Source organism: Nocardia sp. NPDC056000, from assembly GCF_042269265.1.
In the GTDB taxonomy this organism is placed as follows: domain Bacteria; phylum Actinomycetota; class Actinomycetes; order Mycobacteriales; family Mycobacteriaceae; genus Nocardia.
The window spans coordinates 534,004-554,983 of sequence record NZ_JBHJXS010000001.1; the positions used below are offsets into that span (position 1 = coordinate 534,004).

18 protein-coding genes are annotated in these 20,980 nt (G+C 65.6%); 6 read left to right on the forward strand and 12 right to left on the reverse strand.

The window, feature by feature from the left end; all coding sequences use genetic code 11:
* Positions 1 to 55: 55 nt before the first annotated feature.
* The 5 genes from ACFC4D_RS02520 to ACFC4D_RS02540 all read right to left on the reverse strand — a co-directional run bounded on the left by ACFC4D_RS02520 (position 56) and on the right by ACFC4D_RS02540 (position 3,119).
* The gene (locus ACFC4D_RS02520) at positions 56 to 529 is read right to left on the reverse strand and encodes a bifunctional nuclease family protein (protein WP_067570905.1); all 474 of its coding nucleotides are present in this window, start codon (positions 527 to 529) and stop codon (positions 56 to 58) included.
* A gap of 82 nt (positions 530 to 611) precedes the next feature.
* Positions 612 to 1,373, reverse strand: coding sequence for a MerR family transcriptional regulator (locus tag ACFC4D_RS02525; protein WP_375967127.1), 762 nt, complete (start codon positions 1,371 to 1,373; stop codon positions 612 to 614).
* 44 nt (positions 1,374 to 1,417) lie between these two features.
* Entirely contained in the window at positions 1,418 to 1,894 is a 477-nt protein-coding gene (garA, locus tag ACFC4D_RS02530) for a glycogen accumulation regulator GarA (protein ID WP_364633657.1), read from the reverse strand.
* A 121-nt stretch (positions 1,895 to 2,015) separates the two neighbouring features.
* A complete protein-coding gene (gene gcvH / locus ACFC4D_RS02535) occupies positions 2,016 to 2,414 on the reverse strand; it encodes a glycine cleavage system protein GcvH (protein WP_364633655.1) in 399 nt (132 codons plus the stop codon).
* Between the two features lie 69 nt (positions 2,415 to 2,483).
* Complete coding sequence (locus ACFC4D_RS02540) at positions 2,484 to 3,119, reverse strand: CDP-alcohol phosphatidyltransferase family protein (protein ID WP_375967125.1); 636 nt, start codon at positions 3,117 to 3,119, stop codon at positions 2,484 to 2,486.
* 148 nt (positions 3,120 to 3,267) lie between these two features.
* Between ACFC4D_RS02540 and ACFC4D_RS02545 the strand changes: the two genes are divergently transcribed.
* The 3 genes from ACFC4D_RS02545 to ACFC4D_RS02555 all read left to right on the forward strand — a co-directional run bounded on the left by ACFC4D_RS02545 (position 3,268) and on the right by ACFC4D_RS02555 (position 7,435).
* Positions 3,268 to 4,962, forward strand: a complete 1,695-nt coding sequence (locus ACFC4D_RS02545) for a GMC oxidoreductase (RefSeq protein ID WP_376061355.1) — start codon at positions 3,268 to 3,270, stop codon at positions 4,960 to 4,962.
* 112 nt (positions 4,963 to 5,074) lie between these two features.
* A complete protein-coding gene (locus ACFC4D_RS02550) occupies positions 5,075 to 6,430 on the forward strand; it encodes a DUF2252 domain-containing protein (protein ID WP_376061356.1) in 1,356 nt (451 codons plus the stop codon).
* A gap of 120 nt (positions 6,431 to 6,550) precedes the next feature.
* On the forward strand, positions 6,551 to 7,435 hold the full coding sequence (locus ACFC4D_RS02555) for a nuclease-related domain-containing protein (protein WP_375967119.1): 885 nt from the start codon (positions 6,551 to 6,553) through the stop codon (positions 7,433 to 7,435).
* Here ACFC4D_RS02555 and ACFC4D_RS02560 read toward each other — a convergent pair.
* The 3 genes from ACFC4D_RS02560 to ACFC4D_RS02570 form a co-directional block, all read right to left on the reverse strand.
* Positions 7,407 to 8,096, reverse strand: coding sequence for a phosphatase PAP2 family protein (locus ACFC4D_RS02560; RefSeq protein ID WP_376061358.1), 690 nt, complete (start codon positions 8,094 to 8,096; stop codon positions 7,407 to 7,409). The genes ACFC4D_RS02555 and ACFC4D_RS02560 overlap by 29 nt on opposite strands.
* A 26-nt stretch (positions 8,097 to 8,122) precedes the next feature.
* A complete protein-coding gene (locus ACFC4D_RS02565; protein ID WP_376061360.1) occupies positions 8,123 to 10,354 on the reverse strand; it encodes an MMPL family transporter in 2,232 nt (743 codons plus the stop codon).
* Positions 10,355 to 10,499: 145 nt separating this feature from the next.
* Positions 10,500 to 12,419, reverse strand: coding sequence for an acyl-CoA dehydrogenase (locus tag ACFC4D_RS02570; RefSeq protein WP_375967114.1), 1,920 nt, complete (start codon positions 12,417 to 12,419; stop codon positions 10,500 to 10,502).
* A gap of 179 nt (positions 12,420 to 12,598) precedes the next feature.
* On the opposite strand from ACFC4D_RS02570, the gene ACFC4D_RS02575 reads away from it, so the two are divergent.
* Positions 12,599 to 13,987 (forward strand): threonine/serine exporter ThrE family protein, encoded by a 1,389-nt coding sequence (locus tag ACFC4D_RS02575; protein ID WP_376061888.1) that lies wholly within the window; start codon positions 12,599 to 12,601, stop codon positions 13,985 to 13,987.
* Here the strand turns inward: ACFC4D_RS02575 and ACFC4D_RS02580 are convergent.
* Both ACFC4D_RS02580 and ACFC4D_RS02585 read right to left on the reverse strand, forming a co-directional pair.
* Complete coding sequence (locus tag ACFC4D_RS02580) at positions 13,984 to 14,640, reverse strand: TMEM175 family protein (protein ID WP_376061362.1); 657 nt, start codon at positions 14,638 to 14,640, stop codon at positions 13,984 to 13,986. The genes ACFC4D_RS02575 and ACFC4D_RS02580 overlap by 4 nt on opposite strands.
* Positions 14,641 to 14,677: 37 nt before the next feature.
* On the reverse strand, positions 14,678 to 15,370 hold the full coding sequence (locus ACFC4D_RS02585; protein ID WP_376061363.1) for a class I SAM-dependent methyltransferase: 693 nt from the start codon (positions 15,368 to 15,370) through the stop codon (positions 14,678 to 14,680).
* 135 nt (positions 15,371 to 15,505) lie between these two features.
* Here ACFC4D_RS02585 and ACFC4D_RS02590 point away from each other — a divergent pair, with 135 nt between their 5' ends.
* Entirely contained in the window at positions 15,506 to 17,707 is a 2,202-nt protein-coding gene (locus ACFC4D_RS02590; protein ID WP_376061889.1) for an MMPL family transporter, read from the forward strand.
* 49 nt (positions 17,708 to 17,756) lie between these two features.
* Positions 17,757 to 18,839, forward strand: a complete 1,083-nt coding sequence (locus ACFC4D_RS02595; protein ID WP_376061364.1) for an esterase-like activity of phytase family protein — start codon at positions 17,757 to 17,759, stop codon at positions 18,837 to 18,839.
* Positions 18,840 to 18,841: 2 nt separating this feature from the next.
* Here ACFC4D_RS02595 and ACFC4D_RS02600 read toward each other — a convergent pair whose 3' ends face one another.
* Positions 18,842 to 19,567, reverse strand: a complete 726-nt coding sequence (locus ACFC4D_RS02600; protein ID WP_364633634.1) for a TetR/AcrR family transcriptional regulator — start codon at positions 19,565 to 19,567, stop codon at positions 18,842 to 18,844.
* A 35-nt stretch (positions 19,568 to 19,602) separates the two neighbouring features.
* A complete protein-coding gene (locus ACFC4D_RS02605; RefSeq protein WP_375967108.1) occupies positions 19,603 to 20,838 on the reverse strand; it encodes a cytochrome P450 in 1,236 nt (411 codons plus the stop codon).
* Positions 20,839 to 20,980 lie beyond the last annotated feature (142 nt).

The window sequence follows — 20,980 nt, forward strand, 5'->3', positions numbered from 1 at the left end:
GGCGTGTTTCTAGACCTTAAGTACAGGTCGAGGTAACGATTCGGCCGCCCCCCGCCTAACTGTCGGTGGCCTTGAAATCATCGGGCGAGACCGACTCCAAGAACTCCTTGAACTTCTCCACCTCGTCCTCGCGCTCATCCGGCATGACGAGCCCGGCTTCCTCGAGCACCGGCTCCTCGGCATAGATGGGGCAGCCGACCCGCAACGCGATGGCCACCGAATCCGAGGGCCGCGCGGAGATACGCAGATCGTTCTCGAACACCAGATCGGCGTAGAAGGTGCCCTCCTGCAAATCCACGATCCGCACCTCTTTCAAGGTGTGCCCGAGATCCTTGATGAGGATCTTGATCAGATCGTGGGTGAGCGGACGAATGGGAGTGACACCCTCTTGTTCGAGAACGATCGCGGTCGCCTCGGCCTGCCCGATCCAGATGGGTAGGTACCTGTCGCCGGAAGCCTCGCGGAGCAACAGCACGGGCTGATTCTGTGGCTGTTCGACACGGATGCCGATCACACGCATTTCGCTCATCGCACGCCTCCCATAAACTCAGCCGGCCGCCCGGCCATCGACACAGCGGGGCGAGCCGTATCACCGAGTCTAGGCGAAGATTTCAGCCTCCGAGCGAAGCACGCACCGAGGTCTTCACCAGGCAGGTGTGCAAGGTCAGCGACAGTGCCGCCAACTCTCGCACGGTCTCCTCCGCACGGGCGCGAGCGTCCGCGTCCCGGCTCTTGGCGATGGGCGCGGCGATCTGCGCGACCATGGCCGCCTCCCGGTCCGCGGCCAGTTTGAAGGCACGCAAATGCCTTGCCTCCAAACCGAATTCACTCAATGCCTTGGCGGTGCGCGCGAGCGTCACCGCGTCGGCGTCGAAATAGCCTGCCGCACCGGGCGTGATGAGATTCGCGCGAATCAGTTCGGTGAGGAACTTCTCGTCGATTCCCGCCTGCTGCAACAGATCCGCCCGCGGAATCCGGATCTCGTGATCGAACCGGAGTTCCTCGGGCGATACCTCACCGGGCACGACGCCGAGCCGCCGTAAGCGGCCATCGCCGTTGGGCCCCAAGGCATCTCTGGAATCGGACACAGCTCCCCCACCCGCTCGGACCCGGGCTTCCCGTACTCCGAGCGTCGCGGCGCCGCTGTCGATCGCTTCCAGTTGTTCCTTGATCACCTTGAGCGGTAGATACTGATCCCGCTGCGCCGTGAGCACGAACCGCAGGCGTTCCACGTCGGCGACGTGGAACCTGCGGTACCCCGAAGGAGTGCGCTCCGGACTGATCAATCCCTCCGATTCGAGGAACCGAATCTTCGAGATGGTGATGTCCGGGAAATCCGGACGCAGCAAATCCAGCACGGAGCCTATCGACATGCCCCCGCGCGTCCACTGCGCTGCGCCAGTCATTCCGCTCGGTCCTATAGTGCGCCCGCCGCCGATTCACTCGACGCGGGACGCGGACCGGTGAGGAACACGAGACGGAACTTGCCGATCTGAACCTCATCGCCATTCTGCAGCTCCGAGGAATCCACCGGCTCCCGGTTGACATAGGTGCCGTTCAAGCTGCCCACATCGACGACCTGGAAGGTGTCGTCATCCTGGCGGAACTCCGCGTGCCGACGGCTGACGGTGACATCGTCGAGAAAGATGTCGCTGTCGGGGTGACGTCCCGCGGAGGTGGTGGGCTGATCGAGCAGAAACCGCGAACCGGCGTTCGGGCCGCGCTTGACGACCAGCAGAGCCGCACCCGCGGGCAGACCCTCGACTCCTTGCACCGGCTGTTCGCCGGTCTGCTCAGGGCGCGACGTGTCGACCTCGTTCAGGAAATCAGCACGGAACACCGAAGTGGTCTCTGCCGCTGTCTCCTGGTAACCCGGGTCCTTGTTCTCGCTCACCCTTGCTCTCCTCCTCGAACCGAATAATCCATAGCAAGCAGTTGATGCCTTCAGCGGAACTGTTGGCATTGACCGTACCCTGCCCGGGCACACCCGTGCAGGTAGAACTGTGAAGGCTGCTTCAGCCTCCGATAACTCCTTGATAACCTGCGGCATCGAGCAGGTCACCGTATGCGGCATCGAGGGTCTCGGCCGAGTCCAGCTCGAGTTCGAAGATCCAGCCGTCGCCATAGGGATCGGTGTTGAGGGTCTCCGGCTCTGCCGTCAGAATCTCGTTCACCGCAACGACTTTCCCGGCCAGCGGGGCGTAGATGTCCGAAACACTCTTGGTGGACTCCACTTCGGCGATGCTGTCGCCGTTGGCGACGTCTTTGTCGGTGTCGGGCAGCTGCACGAACACGACATCACCGAGCTGCGACTGCGCGTAGTCGGTGATTCCGACCCGCACGCGGGCCGGGCCGGCGATGCGCACCCATTCGTGTTCCTCGGTGTAGCGCAGGTCGTCGGGTAGGTCGCTCACTGGCGGTGTCCTTTCAACGGGCGGTCCTTTCGGGATCGGCGTCGATCCGTTCGCCACACACCCTAATGGCTACTGATCTTCACGCGATGCGGCCGGTATGGCTGGGGCGACCGTGGTCGGTATCGCGCGGGAAACGGCAATGGCCTTGCCCACGTAGAGAATGCCGGTCCAGACGTACACGGCGGTACCCCAGACCAGGAATGCCCCACCGAAGGCACGGCTGAAACCTGCCAGGGGCCAATCCATTTGGCCGGCGAGGGTCCACGGCAGCGCGGACATGAGCGCGAAGGTGGCGGCCTTGCCGAGGTAGATGACTTCGGGCGGGGGCAGCCCGCGGCGCTTGTAGATGCCCAAAGTCAGGAACAGGATGCCGTCCCGGGCCACCAGGATGACCACCACCCACCAGGGCAGGATGCCGCGAATCAGCAAGCCCGCCAGGGTCGCCAGCAGATACAGGCGGTCCACCAGCGGGTCCAGGATCGCGCCCAGCTTGGACGATTGATCAAGCAGCCGTGCGAGTTTGCCGTCCAGGAAATCGGTGAAACCGCTGGCCACGAGCAGGGCGAAGGCCCAGCCGTCGGCCTTCTCCACCAGCAGCAGCCAGAGGAATACGGGTACGCCGATGAGCCGGATCGCGCTCAGCACGTTCGGGACGGTGAGGATGCGGTCGCTGTACACCGGTTCGGCGTTCCGCTCGGTTGTCACAACCCTGGTCTTACCCCAAAGATCCTCGAGTCTCCAGGCGGGTGGCGTGCGAGTCTTGTTGTTGTATGGTCTCCGCCATACCCGGCGGATGACAGAATGAGTTGATAAGTTTCTCATTTGTTATCCCGGCATGCGAGAGGACAGACCCATGCCCGACTTCGACTACGACGTCGTTGTGATCGGCTCCGGTTTCGGCGGAAGCGTGAGCGCGTTGCGGCTCACCGAGAAGGGTTACCGGGTGGCCGTGCTGGAATCGGGCCGCCGCTGGAACGCCGAGGACATCCCCAAGACCAACTGGAATGTGCGCAAGGCGATCTGGGCTCCGCGCCTGGGCATGACGGGCACCCAGCGCATCAGCGTGCTGGGCAAATGCGCGGTCTTCTCCGCGGCCGGGGTGGGCGGCGGCTCGCTGATCTACGGCAATACCCTCTACGAACCGCTGCCGGAGTTCTACACCGATAAGCAGTGGGCGCACATCACCGACTGGAAGACCGAGCTCGCGCCGTACTACGACCAGGCGCAGCGCATGCTGGGCGTCACGCCGAATCCGCGAATGACGCCCGCCGACGAGGTGATTCGCTCGGTCGCGGAGGATCTCGGGGTCGCCGACACCTTCCACGCCACGAATGTGGGCGTCTTCTTCAATGAGGCCGATCCGGGGACCGAGGTCGAGGATCCGTACTTCGGCGGGGTCGGCCCGCGACGCAACGGCTGTATCCATTGCGCGCGGTGCTTCACCGGATGCCCGCACAATGCCAAGAACACGACCCCCAAGAACTACCTCTACCTGGCCGAACAGGCCGGGGCGACGGTCTTCGCGCTGACCGAGGTGACCAAGGTGCGGCCCATGGTCGGCGGCGGTTACGCCGTGGAGACCGCGCGTTCGGATCGCTGGATTCGCAAGGACCGCAAGACCTTCACCGCCGAGCAGGTGGTGTTCGCCGCCGCCGCGCTCGGCACGCAGAAACTGCTGCACAAGATGCGTGACGAGGATGTGCTGCCGGAGCTGTCACCGCGCCTGGGCGAGCTGACCCGATCCAATTCCGAGGCCATCCTCAATGTGGTCAGTCACGGACGCGATGATTTCGCGCAGGGCGTAGCGATCACCTCCTCGATCCATCCCGAGCCGAACACCCATATCGAGGTGTGCCACTACGGGCACGGGCAGAACGGGCTGTTCCCCATGTCGGTGCCGATCGTGGACGGCGGGGCGTTCCGGTTCCTGCGCTTCCTGCTGGCGATCCTGTTGCATCCGATCGTGTTCGCGCGCAGTCTCAATGCCCGCAATGCCTCGGATAAATCGGTGATCCTGCTGGTCATGCAGTCCCTGGACAATTCGCTGACCTCGTATCGGCGCTGGGGTCAGCTCAAGACCAGACAGGGCACGGGTAAGCCCAATCCGACCTGGATTCCGCTGGCGCACGAGGTGGGCAGGCGGTTCGGCAAGAAGGTCGACGGGGATGTGCACTCGCTGATCATGGATGTGTTCAATATCCCGGCGACCGCGCACTACATCGGCGGCTGCGTGATCGGCGAGGGCCCCGAGGCGGGCGTGGTGGACCCGTATCAGCGGGTCTTCGGATATCCGGGACTGCATATCGCGGACGGGTCGGCGGTGACGGCGAATCTGGGCGTGAATCCGTCGCTGACCATCACCGCGCAGGCCGAGCGGGCAATGGCGTTCTGGCCCAATCGCAATGACGCCGATCCCCGGCCCGAGCTGGGGCAGCCGTATCGCCGGATCAGCCCGGTGCAGCCCAAGCAGCCCACCGTGCCGGAGTCGGCTTCGGGCGCGCTGCGGCTGCCGATCTTCCCGGTCGATCCACCGGTGCCCGCGCACTGAATCCCGGTGACCGGGACCACTGATCGGGTGGTTCCGGTCGTCTCGCGTGCGATCGCGCCCACCGGTAAGTTGGAACGTTGTGTGCTCCAACGTGATCGACTTCCGTACCCCCGTGTCGTCGCAGGAGGTGTGGGATCGCGGCCGAGCGCTGCGCGACCGCACCCCGGTCGAATCGCGGGATCGGGCCGCGGTGTCCGCGTCCCGGCCGGGAGTGCTCGACTTCATCGACGCCAGTAATGCTGGACGTTTGCCACACCTGCTGCCATTGCGCATCGGGCGGATGGCGGCGTCACCGTATTCGTTCTTCCGGGGGTCCGCCGGGCTCATGGCGGCTGATCTTGCGAGCGGTCCGAGCAGCGGCCTGACGGCACAGCTGTGCGGTGACGCGCATGCGGCGAACTTCGGCCTCTACGGCACCCCGCGCGGCGAAATCGTGATGGATATCAATGATTTCGACGAGACCGCGCCGGGGCCCTGGGAGTGGGATCTGGAGCGTCTGGCCGCCAGTCTGGTGCTCGCGGGGCGTGAGGGCGGGGCGTCGGAGGACGACTGCCTGGCCGCGGCCCGCGATGCCGCCCGGTCGTACCGGCTGGCGGTGGCCGAGCTCGCGACGCAGCCGTTCCTGACCTCGTGGACGGCGCTGCCGGATGAATCGGTGATCGCCAAGGCCAGCGCCGATCCGCTGCTGGAGCAGTTCCGCAAGGCGGCCAAGAAGGCGCGCAAGAACACCAGCGCCAAGGTGGTGCGCAAGTGGACCGAACATCTGGAGGATCACGTAACCGGTTTCGGCGGTAGGCGATTCGTGGCGGATCCGCCGCTGCTGACCCCGGTCGGGTCCGGGGTCGCCGATGCGGTGATCGACGGGCTGAGCGGATACGTGGGCACGCTGCGCGAGTCGCGGCGCAATCTCATCACCCGATTCACGGTGTCCGACATCGCTTTCCGCATTGTCGGCACCGGAAGTGTGGGCCTGCACAGCTATTTGGCGCTGCTGCACGGCAATGGTGATGAGGTGCTGGTGCTGCAGATCAAACAGGCCGCGCCGTCCGCGCTGACGCCGTATCTGCCGCCCGTGCCCGCCCGGCACGAGGGTGAGCGAATCGTGCAGGGCGCCAGGCATGTTCAGGCCGAGACCGATATCCTGCTGGGCTGGGCCACGCTGACCATCGACGGGCGGCAGTTGCCGTTCATCGTGCGGCAGTTCCGGAATCTCAAGGGCGGCATCGATCCCTCGGCCCTGGACGCGGGCCTGCTCGACGATTACGGGCGGCTGGCGGGCGCGCTACTGGCGCGGGCGCACGCGCGCTCGGTGGATCCGCGACTGGTCGCCGGATACCTCGACGACGCCGAGGCGTTCGACGAGGCGGTGGCGGCTTTCGCGGTGCGCTATGCCGATCGGGTCGAGGTCGATCACGGCCAGCTGGTGACCGCGGTGAAGGAAGGGCGATTACCCGCCGAAATGGCCTGACCCGCCGACCGACACACGACAGGCCGCAAATCTGGGCGGCGGGTGCGGAGCGTCCGTACCATTTTCTTGACTGCCGGTATCGATTTCGACGAGAGAGGTGCGGCGCCGATGCTCGTTCGAGTGCAGAATCCCGCTGGCACACATGCGGAGAAGGTTCTGATCGATTGGCTGCGCACCTGGAAGGGCAGCGGCGATCCCAAGGGTGTGGCGACCGTCAATTGCAGCCTGTTCCACGGTGATCGGCTCTATCCGTTCGACGCGGTGATCTGGACGCCGTCCAGCTGTGTGGTCATCGAGGCCGAGGCCCTGGTGGAGCGCATGGAGGGTGAGCTGGAGGTTCCGCTCAACGGGCCGTGGCGGGTCGGCGACAAGCTGATCAACTTCGAGGGCAATGACAAGCGAACACCACTGGACAAATCCCGCGATCACACCTTCGCGCTACAGAATTGGCTGGCCGAGCGCGGGCTGGGGCAGCGCGTGGTGCACGGCGCGGTGCTGGTGGTGCCGCCGCCGGAGTCGAAACTGCGGGTGACCCAGCTCTGGAGCGATCCGAGTTTCGAGGTGCTGGTCGGCGATGATCCCAAGCGGCTGCACGATTATTTCGTCGGGCTGTCCTCGCGCGGGCGGCCGCAGTGGTCGGCCAATGATGTGGCGTGGGCGTTCCGCGGGCTGGGGATTCTGCCGTATCTGCCCGCACCGCAGGAACTTCTGAACGAGGGCTTCCTGGGTCCGGTGGACATCACGCTGTGGCACGGCGGCCCGCAGCAAGCCCAGGCCGAGGCGTATGCCGAGGAGCAGGCGCAATTGGAGGCCGACGCGGCGGCGGCCGGTGGGTCGTTCCGGGTGCCGACGCCGTGGTTCGCGCCGACCCAGCTCTATCCGCGCGAGCGCGGGGATATCAATTTCGGCCGCGGGTTCATGCGGGTGATGCTCACCCTGGGCATGATCGTGGCGGTGCTGTGGGTGCTCTGGATGATCATCGCGGGAGTGGTGGCGTACGGCTGAGGTCTTCGTCGGTATCGCCGAGCCGCTCGCCCCGGCGGGCGGCGAACCAGCGCCACGGTAGATAGGCCGCCGTCACCATCGCGATGGCGGCGGCGGTGCCACCGATGACATCGGTCGGATGGTGATAGCCCATACCCACCATGCCGACCAGCACCGCGGGCAGCACCACGGCCATGATCACCACGATCGTGACCCGCGCCCGCGTCGATTCGCTGATCAGCGCCAGCGCGGTGACCACCGCGACCAACTGCACGGTGTGACCGCTGGGATAGGCCAGATAGTGGTGCAGGTGCCGGTCCCAGAAGGGCTTGAGCGCGAACGAGTTCACCAGGATGGCGAGTTCGGGACCGACGATCATGAACCCGGCCGCCCACCAGCGCCGCCGGTACCCGAACCACACCGCCGCACTCAATTGCAGCGGGATGACGATGTAGTTGTTGCTCGGGGCGACCAGCAGCCGGTACAGCCACTGGTGCCCGTCGAAGGACGAGTGGATATGCCCGTCCAGTGAGTTGTCCAGTCCGGTCGGCCCGCCGTCGGCCGGAAAGAATTGCGGCACAACGATGGTCACGATCACGGCCGCGAGAATGAGCGCGGGCAGCGCGGCTTGTCTGGCCACTGAATCCAGCCGGTTCGGGGCGGGCGCGATCGATCGGGTCACGCCGCCACGATAGCCGCGAATCGGACTCAGTCCCGCAGCGCGGCTTTCTCCAGCAGTGGGCGGGATCGCGCCGGAGCCCACCAGTTGGCGGTGCCCATCAGCCGCATGAACGCCGGAACCAGCACCATGCGGACCAGGGTGGCGTCCATCAGCACCGCGACCGCCAGACCGAGGCCGAGCATGCGATTCATGGTGACCCCGCTGGTCGCGATGCCGAGGAAGATCACGGACATGAGCAGGGCCGCGGCGGTGACGATGCGGCCCGAGCGCGCGATGCCCAGCGCCACCGCGTTGTCATTGTCGGCGCGGGTCTTGTCCGAGCGCTCCCATTCCTCGGTGAAGCGGGCGAGCAGGAAGACCTCGTAGTCCATCGAGAGTCCGAAGGCCACGCAGAACAGCAGCACCGGCAGCGTGGCGATGGTGTACCCGGTCGCCAAGGTCCCGAGCCCGCCGAGGTGGCCGTCCTGGAAGATCCAGACCAGCGCGCCGAAGGTCGCGGAGAGCGAGAGGATATTGAGCACCAGGGCTTTGAGCGGGAGCACCACGCTGCCGGTGAGCAGGAGCAGCAGGATGAAGGTGGTCAGGGCGATCCAGATGACCGCTTTCGGGAAGCCCTCCTTGATGCCCGCGGCGGAGTCGGCGTTCTGCTGGGCGAGGCCGCCGAATAGGGTGGTGACGCCGGGCGGCTGTTCCACCGTGCGCAATGCGGTCAATTGTTGTTGTCCCTGAACGGAATACGGGTCGACGCCGGAGGTGACGGTCAGGTGCGCACCGCCCTCGTTATCGGTCCCCGCCGGATCGGCGGGACCGGCGACCTTGCCGCCGATGAAGGTGCCCGCCGGTCCGGTGACCGCCTTGACCTCCGAAACCTGGGACAGCGCAGCCGAATACGCGCTCAGATCGCCGATGTGCGCATAGCGATTCGGCAGCTGGAAGACGATATGCACCGTGCCGGTGGCATTGTCGTCGAAGCGTTCGCGCAGCAGATCGCCGACCTGACGTGATTCCAGTGAGGTGGGCAGTACCCGGTCATCGGGCATGCCGAGTTTGAGCCCGAAGATGGGCAGCCCCAGCAGGATCAGCAGGGCCAGCACCGGCAGGGCGCACACCGCGGGCCGTCGCTGCACTACGCGGGCCACTCGGTACAGAAAGCTCTCCTGGACCGGCCTGGCCTCGCGCAGCGGTTTGCGATTGATACGTTCGCCGAGCACGGCCAGCAAGGCCGGTACCAGGGTCAGGCTGAGCACGATGGACAGCGCCACCACCGCGAGTCCGGCGACCGCGAGCGAGCGCAGGAATGTGGTGGGGAAGAACAGCATTCCGATGAGCGCGATGCCGACCGTGGTGCCGGAGAAGGCGACCGCGCGACCGCCGCGCTGCATGGCCAGGATGAGCGCCCGTTCGCGGTCGCGGCCGTTCGCTATCTCCTCGCGGTAGCGGCCGATGATGAGCAGGGAGTAGTCGATGGCCAGCGCCAGGCCGATCGCGGTGGTGATGTTCAGCGCGAACACCGACAGGTCCATGAACAGGGTCACCAGATACAGCAGTGCGCTGGTGCCCGCGATGGCGGCGATACCGGTGATGAATGGAATGGCCGCCGCCACAGCGCTTCTGAGGAACCAGATGAGCAGCACGATGGTGAGCGGCAGGGCGATGGCCTCGGCGATGGCGAGGTCGCGCTGGGTCTGCTTACCGGTCTCGGACCACACCATGCCCTGACCGCCCGCGTGAATGGTGATGCCGTCGCGGACGCCGAGGTATTCCTTCGCGATATCGGCCGCGGCGGCGGGTGCGGTGTTCTCATCACCGCGCACGCTGGCCACGATCAGCCCGATCTTGCCGTCGCGGCTGATCAGGGTGGAGCTCAATTGTGGTTCGGTCCAGGGGGATACGGCCTTGACGACCCGGTTGTCGCTCTTCAGGCGCGTGGCGATATCGCTGCCGCGCGCGGTGGCCGCCGGTCCCTGTGCGCCGCCGTCGGATTCGAGGGTCAGCACCAATTGCATTCCGGACATGCCGAAGTTCTGCGCCAGAATGTCCGCCGCCAGCGCGGATTCGGAGTCCGAGGCGACGAAGCCGCCGTTGGTCAGCCGGGCGGCGGCCTGGGAACCCAGGACGCCGCACAGCAGGAACGCGATGCCCACCAGGGCCAGCACCAGTTTCGGTGCGCGGATCGCCGGTGTGATGAGCCTGGTGATCATCGGAGCCCTCCCGCGCGAATCGCGCACCGCGCCATGGTCGTCGACATTGTTCTCCACCCCGTGTCGATAGCTTCTACTACTCCATGTAGTACAAACTATGCGCCGGGACCGTTCGGCTCGATCGGCATCGAATGTGTCACATATCTCAACGAGACACTGCCGCACCATGGTTCATGGTGCGGCAGTGCGGGTGTGGCGATTGCTACGGCGCGGGCGAGTCGAGCATGGCCGCGCGCAGCATCTTCTCGGGTACGCCGAGACCGTCGATGAGGGTCAAGGCGCTGGGGCGCAGGCGATCCACCAGCTCATTGACTCCGCGCCGGACGTTCTTGGCGCGTTCCACCGACATGAACCGGTGCATGATGTACCACGCCTGGTTCTCCTCGAGCGAGGTGTAAACGAAGAGGTCGCAGACGGTTTCGGCGAGTTCGCGCGCCTCATCGTCCTCGATGCCCGCGATACCTTCGATGAACGCCTCCAGCACCAGCCGGTCGATATGCGCCGTGCCCGCCGCCAGAATGTGGTCCTGGGCATTGTTGAACGCCTCGAACGGCCCGGTTTCCTTGGCGCGGGCGCGAAGTCGATGCCCGGCGGTGCGGACCAGGTAGTCCTCGCGGTCGGCGAAGAGTTGCAATTGCACCGCGCGGCGGGACAGATCGCCATCGTCGACGCTCTCCCCGGTGCGGTCGCGCAGCCGCTGGATGAGCTGGCGCACGCCCGAGCGTTCGCGCACCTCATCGCGGGCGATGGTGGCGGCGAACTTGACCCAACCCAGCGCGTCCAGATCGCGGACCTCATCGGAGTAGGCGGTGAGCAGATCCTTCGCGACCAGCTGGGTCAGCACCAGATTGTCGCCCTCGAAGGTGGTGAACACATCGCTGTCGGCCTTGAGGGTGACGAGCCGGTTCTCGGTGAGATAGCCCGCGCCGCCGCAGGCTTCGCGGCATTCCTGAATGGTGCGGGTGGCGTGCCGGGTCTGGGCGACCTTGAATCCGGCGGCGCGCTTCTCGAGTGCGCGCTGGGCGCCGGGTGCCAGATCCTGACCGGTCTGCACCAGATGCATGCGGCGCACCAGATCGTTCTGCGCGAATTGCAGTGCGTAGGCGCGGGCGACCAGCGGCAATAGCCGGCGCTGATGGCTGCGGTAGTCCATCAGCACGGTCTCCTCGCCGGTATCGGGATCGGCGAATTGGCGGCGCTGTTCGGCGTAGTGCACCGCGATGCTCAGCGCCACGCGGGCCGCCGCTGCGGCCGCGCCGCCGACGCTGACCCGCCCCCGTACGAGGGTGCCGAGCGTGGTGAAGAAGCGACGGCTGGGGTTGACGATCTCGGAACTGTAGGTACCGTCGGGTGCGACGTCGGCATAGCGATTGAGCAGATTCTCACGCGGAATTCGCACGTGGTCGAACAGGATTCGGCCGTTGTCGACGCCGGGCAGACCGCCTTTGAGACCGTCGTCGGAGGTGGTGACGCCGGGCAGATCAACGCCCGCGTCATCGCGGATCGGCACCAGGAAGCAGTGCACGCCCCTGGTCTCACCGCCGGTCACCAGCTGCGCGAAAACCGCTGCCATGCGGGCGTGTTCGGCGGCGCCGCCGATGTAGTCCTTGCGCGAGGAGGGAGTTGGGCTGTGTACGACGAATTCCTGGGTCGCGGGATCGTAGGTGGCCGTGGTCTCCAGATTGGCCACATCGCTGCCGTGACCGGTTTCGGTCATGGCGAAACAGCCGAGCAGTTCCAGGGGCAGCAGTTTCTCGATGTACTGCTGATGCCGTTCGGTGCCGAGGTTGTCGACCGCGCCGCCGAAAAGTCCCCACTGCACACCGCATTTCACCCACAGCGACAGATCGGTGTAGGCGAGCATCTCGAGCGCGGTCACGGCCGCGCCCGGATCGCTGGCGCCACCGGAAATGCGGCCGAAGCCGAGTTCGGCCCATCCGAAGGAGGACACCAGATGCATTTGTTCCAGCACCCGCGCTCGCGCGGATTTGTAATCGAGGTAGGGATCGCCGTAAAGGCGGTCGTCGTCGAGGTGTTCCCGGGCCTTCTCCCGCACATGTCGCCACGAACCATCGAGGGCCGCGCGTAGATGTTCCGCTATCTGATCGCCACCGTTCGCCATAGTTCAAAACACTACTTGCATAGACCTGGTCGACCCGGTGATCTATCGCACCCGTGTACTTTTCTCCTGTGAGCAATGATCTGGCTACCGAACCTCGCGGGGCCGTGGCGGGCCTGCGCGGGCGGTGGCGACTACTGCTGACCAGCGTCGTCGATCGCGCGGTGGCCGACCGCAATGCGATGGCGGACGCGGTTGTCGAGGCGCCCGCGCCGCTGCAGCCGATCGATCTGACCGATGACGCGACGGTCACCCAGGTTTTGGATCTCGCGGAGCGGGTAGGAGAAGTGGTCCTCTCCGCCGGAACGGCGGTCACCGACACCACCGATCAAATCGAATTCATCGCCTCGACCTACGGGCTCTCCAATTGCGATATCGATGTCACCTATAACTCGATTCGTATTTCGGCCGATCGTGGGCCGACCATGCCGCCCGCGAGCACCATGCGCGTTGTGCATTACCGGTCGCTGGATTTCACGCGATTGGCGGCGGTGGATCGGCTCACCCGGCGTATTCGCCGCGAGTTGGTGCCGCCGGAGGAAGCGCTCGAGGCACTGGACGCCATCACCTCCGCGCCGCATCCGTACAACCGGTGGATCTCCACCTTCGGGTGGGCGTTCATGGCGGCCGGGGTGGCCCTGCTCCTGAACGGCGGACTGCTGATCGCGGCGATCAGTTTCGCGACCACCTGGATGATCGACCGCACCAATCGCCGATTGAATCGGCGCGGTCTGCCCTTCTTCTTCCAGCACATGGTCGGCGGTGCGATAGCGGCCTCGCCCGCGGTCCTGGTGTCCACCTTCGCAAGTCATCTCAAACTCGATCCCGCGCTGATCATCGCGGCCGGAATCGCCGTGCTGCTGGCCGGTTTACAGCTCGTCGGCTCGGTCGAGGACGCCATCACCGGCGCGCCCATCACCGCCTCGGCCCGCATGCTCGAGGTGGTCATGATGACCGGCGGCATCATCGCGGGCATCGTGCTCACCCTGCGCGTCGCCGAACTCATGGAGTTCACCGTCCCAACGGTCGATATGTCCCCCGGCCGCGACCTGACCAACCTGCCCGTCAAACTCTTCGCCGGTGCGATCACCTCGCTGGCCTTCGCCCTGGCCTGCTACGCCGAACGCCGCGCCCTCGCGGCAGCGGCCTTCAGCGGTGCGGCCGCGACCGTGGTCTACCTCCTGGTCCAGCACGCGGGCTTCGGCCCCGTCATCTCCTCCGGCGTGGCGGCCGTGGTCGTGGGTCTCGCCGGTGGCCTCCTGGCCCGCCGCGCCCTCACCCCACCCCTCGTCGTCACCTTGGCGGGTATCACTCCCCTGCTCCCCGGCCTCCGCGTCTACCGCGGCCTCTACGCCCTCCTCAACAACGAACAACTCATCGGCCTCAACCAACTCTTCAGCGCCTTCGCGGTCGGCTGCGCCCTCGCGGCCGGCGTAACCCTCGGCGAATGGTTCGCCCGAGACCTCCGCCGCCCCCGAATCATCACCCGCCTCAACACAATCCGCCGCCCCCGCTTGAACAAGGCGGGGCTCGGCATCGCGCCGCAGGGCGATAAACCCTCTGCCGACTAGGGATTCGTAGCGGTCCGGCCCTCTCGAACCGGGACCGGAATCTGATTGAGCGCGTAGTAGACGGCCAGTAGACCGTGCAAGGCCAGGGTTAGTGGCGCGGACAGAAATGCCAGGGCGACTGTGCAGGGGTAGATGAGCAGGCCGAGGCCGAAGCGTAGCCGGGTGCCGCGGGCGGCTTCGGCGTCTACGCGGGAGTCGAAGAGGTGGCCGGTCTTGGTGAGGTGCATCCAGAGGGCCTGGAAGATGATCGCGTGGTAGACCATGAAACTGCCGTACACGGCCACCGCTGTATGCGCGGCGCGACTGCCGGACAGGGTTGCGGCGCCCTCCGCATGGCCTTCGGCGAGATATTCGGCCACCAGGGCCGCGGTCCAGGGCAGCGCGACAACACCCAGCAGCAGTAGCAGATTCAGGAATAGCAGAACTCGGTCGACTCGCTCCACGAAACCGAAAACGGTGTGGTGGTTGACCCACATGATGCCGATGACCAGAAACGTCACCACATACGCAGCGTACGACGGCCATTGGTGCCCGAGCTCACGCCACAGGTGCTCCCCCGCATTGGCCGGTACCTTGATCTCGAGAATGAGCAGGGTGATCGCGACCGCGAAGACCCCATCGCTGAAGGCCTCGACCCGCCCTGAATCATTCACCGCGCCAACAGTACTGACACCCCACCGCAGCGGCAGGCTACCAATCGTAATGGGAGGTGACCGCAGGCTGGCCGGTGTAGCCGGGGCCGGAAGTGTCGTCCGCGCCCAGGTAGGTGGCGGGGAAGGTCAGCGAGCGCGGACCTCGGGCAGTGACCCGGTGGTGGCGGCGGTCGTAGTCCAGGCCCGCTTCGCGTAAGTGCGCCAGTACCTTTCGGGCGGCCGAGGAACCGTCGGGGTTTCGGATGGAGTGTGGGTCGAAGTGTGCGGTGAGGCGGCCGGTGGGGGTGAGCCAGCTCGCCATGGCGGACAGGAGTGCGAGTTTGTCGCCGACGTAGTGCAGGCCGTGCACGCAGGTGACCAGGTCGGCGGGGTGATCGGGGTGCCAGTCATGGGCGCTGGCGGTGATCAGGCGCAGGCGGTCGGTGTGCGGCCGGGTCTGGAAGTAGTCGATCAGGTCGACGCCCAGGAGGGCGATATCGGCGTCGGGGAGGTCGCGGGTGAAGCGCTGTTCGGCCTCCAGTAGCGCCCGGCCCGATCCGCAGCACAGGTCGATCCAGGTGACGGTCGTATCCGGCTGGGCGCTAACGGTTTCGGACAGGAACTGGAACGGGTCGAAGCCGAGGTCTCGTTCGTAGCTGTTGACGCCTGCCAGGCCGCGGGTGCGATTCATCGAATTGTTGGCGACCACCGAGGATCGTTCCAGCGCTGGGTCGTCGAGTAGCTCGGACACCGGATCAGGTAAACACACATTGCCGGGCGGGGGTGAATAACAGGTGGTGGGAGCGGGTAATGCGTTGCGGGGCAGGTTAACAGCGGGTGGGGTGGGTGCCGGGGACGATCTTGCTTGTTACCGTGACGTATGAACCTGTTCGCGCGATGGGGTGATCTGGCCTGCCGCTTGCGGTTTGCTGTCATCGGGATTGTGGCAGCGGCGCTGCTTGCTTTGGGAGGTTACGGGCAAGGGCTCGATGATCATCTGAGTTCGGGGGGCATGTTCGATTCGGGGTCGGAGTCGACCGAGGCCGCGGTGTTGGCGGGGTCGGCGTTCGAGCAGAATCACGATGTCGACGTGGTGCTGCTGTTCACCGCGCCGGAGGGCAAGACCGTCGATGATCCGGACTTCAAGCAGGTGGTCGTCGATCATCTGAGAAGCTTGCCGATAGATCATCCGGATCAGATCACGAGTATCCGTGGCAGTTACTGGCCGACCGAAACCGGCGGTGTCACACCAGCTCTGGCGACCAAGGATCACACGCGGGCGCTGGCAGCGATCGCTTTGCGCGGCACCAACGATACCGAGCTGCTGCAAAGCTATCGAGCGGTCAAGAACGACTTCGGCATTCCGGGTTATGACGTCCAGGTAGGCGGATTGCAACCGGTAGCGGTGACGCTGAGCGATACGGTGGCCGACGATATCCACCGCATGGAGCTGCTGGCGATTCCGCTGGTCGGACTGCTGCTGTTCTTCATATTCGGCGGTGTGGTAGCGGCGGCACTGCCGCTGGCCATCGGACTGCTCACCATTTTCGGCGCGTTCGGCGTGGTGCGGTTCATCACCAACTTCACCGAGGTGAATACCTTTGTTTCCCCGGTGGTTTCGATGATCGGGCTGGGGCTGGCGATCGATTACGGGTTGTTCATCGTGAGCCGGTTCCGGGAGGAGCTCGCCGCCGGGTACGACACCCGTTCGGCGGTGCGGCGTTCGGTGATGACGGCCGGGCGCACGGTGGTGTTCTCCGCGACCATGATTGTGGCGAGTCTCGGTGGGCTGCTGCTGTTTCCGCAGGGCTTCCTGAAATCCATCGCGTACGGCGCGATCGCGACGGTGAGCATCGCGGCACTGACCGCGCTCACGGTATTGCCGGCGCTGCTGGCGATTCTGGGTCCGCGCGTGGACGCTTTCGGGCTGGAGCGGTTCCGACGCACCAAGTCCAAAGCCACACGGGAGAGCGGATTCTGGACGCGCACCACCCGCTGGGTCGTGAAGCATCCGCGCGTGGTCGCCGCACCGCTGCTCATCGGCCTGTTCCTATTGATCCTGCCGATGCGCAATCTGGTCTTCGGCGGCTTCAGCGAAAAGTATCTGCCGCCGGACAATCCGACCCGTGTGGCGCAGGAGCAGATCGACCACTACTTCCCGGTACGCAAATCCGATCCGATCGAGCTGGTGTTCGACTCGGCCAATTCGGCTGCGGTGGGCCCGGTCTGGGATCTGGCGAATAAGGCCCCGGGCCTGGTGGCACCGTTCGACATTCCCACTCGCTCGGCCTCGCATCCGGATATCTTTCGCACCAAGGCTCCGGTCGCCGATATCAACGACGCCGGGCAGACCATCGAATATCTACGGCATATGGAACTCCCGGACGGGATGCGGGTGCTCGTCGGAGGCGTACCCGCACTACAGAAGGACAGTATCGACGCCCTGCTGGCGCGCATGCCCTGGATGATCGCCCTGGTCCTGCTGACCACCACCCTGCTCATGTTCCTGACCTTCGGCTCCCTGGTGTTGCCGATCAAGGCCGCGCTCATGAGCGGCCTCGGCCTCGGCTCCACCCTGGGCATCGTGACGTGGATTTTCGTGGACGGCCACGGCGCGAGCCTGCTGAACTTCACCCCGCAACCCGGCCAGGCCAACATGCTGGTCTTGATCATCGCCATCGTCTACGGCCTGTCCACCGACTACGAGGTATTCCTGGTCTCCCGCATGGTCGAAGCGCGTTCACGCGGCGCGACCACCGAGGAATCGATCGTCAAGGGCACCGCCCAAACCGGCGGCATCATCACCGCCGCCGCCCTGATCCTGCTGGTGGTCACCGGCGCGTTCGCGTTCTCGGATCTCGTTCTCATGCAGTACATCGCGTACGGCATGATCGCGGCCCTGTTCATCGACGCGACGGTGCTGCGCATGTTCCTGGTCCCGGCCACCATGAAACTGTTGGGCGACAGCGTCTGGTGGGCCCCGAAGTGGATGCAGCGCCTGCAACGCAAAGTCGGTCTCGGCGAACCGGTGCTGGAGGACGATCCGCGCCTGATCACCGCCCCGGATCTGGCGGCCGCCCGGCACTGAGGATGCGGCATCGCGCGAGCGGACCCCGGCGGCTATAGGGTTGGGCATCGTGTCGAATCTCCGCCTACTGGCCGCGCTCTGCGGTGCCCTCACCCTCATTCCAGGTACAGCCGCCGCCGAGACCGGACAACCGACCGACGCGCCGATTCGGTTGCTGGGTCAGCAGATCGTGCCGTTTGGTCTGACCTTCGACGGCACCACGGTCGGCGGCCTGTCCGGAATCGACTATCGCGCGGCGACCGGTGAGTACGTCCTGATCAGCGATGACCGCTCGGATGTGAATCCGGCCCGGTTCTACACCGCACGATTCGATGTGGGCGCGACCGGAATCGGTCCGGTGACATTCACCGGGACGCGGCCCCTGCTGACCGCCACCGGTTCGCCCTACACTCCCAAATCGGTTGATCCCGAGGAGATTCGGGTCGATCCGTGGTCCGGGGACTACTGGTGGACGCAGGAGGGCGAGCGCGTCGACGCGACCCTGCAGGATCCGTCGGTGCGGGTGGCCCGCCCGGACGGCGCTTTCGTGGCGGATATGCCGATTCCGGAGAACGAACGCATGCGGCCCGATTCCGGCCCGCAGCGCAATCTGGCTCTGGAGGGCGCGAGCTTCGCCGCTGCCGGTTCCCTGTTCGTGACGGCGATGGAAGGCCCACTGGTACAGGATGATCCGGCCGCCCGGCAGACCCGCATCACCGTGGGGACGCGGTTCGGCCAGATCCTGGCGCAGTACGCCTATCAGCTGGAGCCACCCTTCGCCGAATCCCGGCCGGAGCCGGGCCAGAGCATGAACGGGGTGGCCTCGATCCTGGCCGCAGATCCGGTCGACCCGGCGAAATTCCTGGTGCTGGAACGCTCTTTCGCGAACGGGGTCGGCAATAGGATTCGCATCTACGAGGCGGATCTGGGCGGGGCCACCAATGTGCTGAACGCTCCGCTCACCGGTGCGCGCCCGGCGTCCAAACGCCTGCTGGTGGACCTGGACGAGGTGGGCCTGTCCGCGGTCGACAATATCGAGGGCATGACCTGGGGCCCGCGCCTGCCCTCGGGCGAGCGCACGCTGATTCTGGTGAGCGACAACAACTTCAGCGATAAGCAGCTCACCCAGCTGATCGCCCTGGCGGTGCGCTGACCTCAGCCCACCACGCCGATGCTGCGGCCGATATCGGCGAGCGTGGCGTCGAACAGCACGTCCGGATGGGTGATGGGGATCGGATAGTTACCGAAGACCTCGAGGGTGACGTGGCCGTACAGGCGCGCCCAGAACTGGATCATCACGTAGCTGACCCCGAGGTCGAGTTTCTCGGCGGGGAACTTCTGGCCGGAACCGGCCAGGACGCCGAGCAGTTCGGTCTGGAAGGCGACGAGGTCATCGCGAAGGTCATCGGGGATGAATTCCAAAGGCGGTGTGACCACGTCGAATTCGGTGAGCAGGCGGCCGGCGGCCTCCAGGAAGAGGCGGCCGACGGGTTCGCCGAACTGCTGCATGGTGCTGCCGGATTCGGCGGCGCTGGGTGAGGCGAAGACCAGGGTGAATTCGCGGGAGTGGTCCAGCGCCCACTGCCGGAAGCCGCGGCAGACCGCGAAGAAGCGCAGGCCCGCGTCATCGGGCAGCCCGTCCGTCGCGGCCGAGAGCGCCTGCGCGAGATCGTTGCAGACATCGGTGCGGATCTCCGCGACCAATTGGTCGCGGGATTCGTAGTACCGGTAGAGCGCGGGCGCGGTGATACCCAGCTCGCGCGCGATGGCGCGCAGCGTGATCGCGTCCGGTCCCTGCTCCACCAGCAGTGACCGCGCGACGCGGCGAATATCTGCGTCACTTACCGCAGGCACTCGTCCGCGTCGGCGTGGTTCACTCATGCTCACTCCATATCAAATGATCGGGGCACGACCGATCATTCGTACTTGACCTGCCAGCTCTTGATGCCGTTGAGCCAGCCCGAACGCAGCCGGACCGGGTCCGAGACCTGGCTCAGGTTCGGCATCACATCGGCGATGGCGTTGAACATGAGGTCGATCTCCAGGCGGGCGAGGTTGGCTCCCACACAGAAGTGGGTGCCGGTGCCGCCGAAGCCTACATGCGGATTCGGGTTCCGGAGGACGTTGAACTCGAACGGCTTGTCGAAGACCTCTTCATCGAAGTTGGCGGCCGAGTAGAACATTCCGACGCGCTGGCCCTGCTTCATCTCCACACCCGAGAGCACGGTGTCCTGCAGCAGCGTGCGCTGGAAGGCGATGACCGGGGTGGCCCAGCGGACGATCTCGTCGGGAGCGGTGCGCGGACGCTGCTCGCGGTAGATCTCCCACTGCTCCGGATTGTCGACGAACGCCTTCATACCGTGCGTGATGGCATTGCGGGTGGTCTCGTTGCCGGCGACGGCCAGCAGGATGACGAACCAGGCGAATTCGTCCGAGGCCAGCGCCTCACCGTCGACGTCGGCATTGAGCAGCGTGGACATGATGTCGGCGTGACCGTCGAGGTCGACCGGGCATTTGCGCTTCTCTTCGGCCAGATTCCACGAGTAGCCCATGACCTCGGCGGTGGCGACCTTGTGGTCGCCCTCGAAGTCGGGATCGTCGTAGGAGATCATCTGGTTGGTCCAGTCGAAGATCCGCCCGCGATCCTCCTGCGGAATTCCGATGAGCTCGGCGATGGCCTGCAGCGGCAGCTCGCAGGCGACCTGGGTGACGAAGTCGCCGGAGCCGGTCTTCTTGGCCTCGTGCACGATTCGCTCGGCGCGGTCGCGCAGCGCGTTGCGCAGCGATTCCACCGCGCGCGGGGTGAAGCCCTTGGACACGATGCGGCGCAGCTTGGTGTGCCGGGGCGGATCCTGGTTCAGCAGCAGATAGCGCTGGACCTCGATCTCCTCCCGCATGATGTCGTCGTAGAAGCGGATGACCGCGGTGTTCTCCTCGGAGGAGTACACCTCCGGAGTCTTCGAGATCTCCTTGATGTCATCCATTTTGGTGACGGCCCAGTAGCCGTCGTCTTTGAATCCACTGCCCGCCTGGGGAACCCAGGCGATGGGCGTGGTGCGGCGGAGTTCGGCGAACTCCTCGACGGGAAGACGCTTGGCGAGCAGGTCGGGATCGGTGAAGTCGAACCCGGTGGGGATGGACGGCGCGGACACGGGTACCTCCTTTGGAACACGTTCCGGAGCAGTGAACCACACCACACCCCCGTTTGTGAACACCTATTAGTAAATAGGTTTCACTTGATTTCCGGGCACCCCGCCGCACCGGGCGAAATCCGTTGGGTGTCAACCTATCCGG

Bases quoted from the DNA above. Each gene is read 5' to 3' on its own strand.
- ACFC4D_RS02520 (WP_067570905.1), bottom strand. From the start codon at position 529: ATGAGCGAAATGCGTGTGATCGGCATCCGTGTCGAACAGCCACAGAAT.
- ACFC4D_RS02525 (WP_375967127.1), bottom strand. From the start codon at position 1,373: ATGTCGATAGGCTCCGTGCTGGATTTGCTGCGTCCGGATTTCCCGGAC.
- ACFC4D_RS02545 (WP_376061355.1), top strand. From the start codon at position 3,268: ATGCCCGACTTCGACTACGACGTCGTTGTGATCGGCTCCGGTTTCGGC.
- ACFC4D_RS02570 (WP_375967114.1), bottom strand. From the start codon at position 12,419: ATGGCGAACGGTGGCGATCAGATAGCGGAACATCTACGCGCGGCCCTC.
- ACFC4D_RS02575 (WP_376061888.1), top strand. From the start codon at position 12,599: ATGGCGGACGCGGTTGTCGAGGCGCCCGCGCCGCTGCAGCCGATCGAT.
- ACFC4D_RS02600 (WP_364633634.1), bottom strand. From the start codon at position 19,567: ATGAGTGAACCACGCCGACGCGGACGAGTGCCTGCGGTAAGTGACGCA.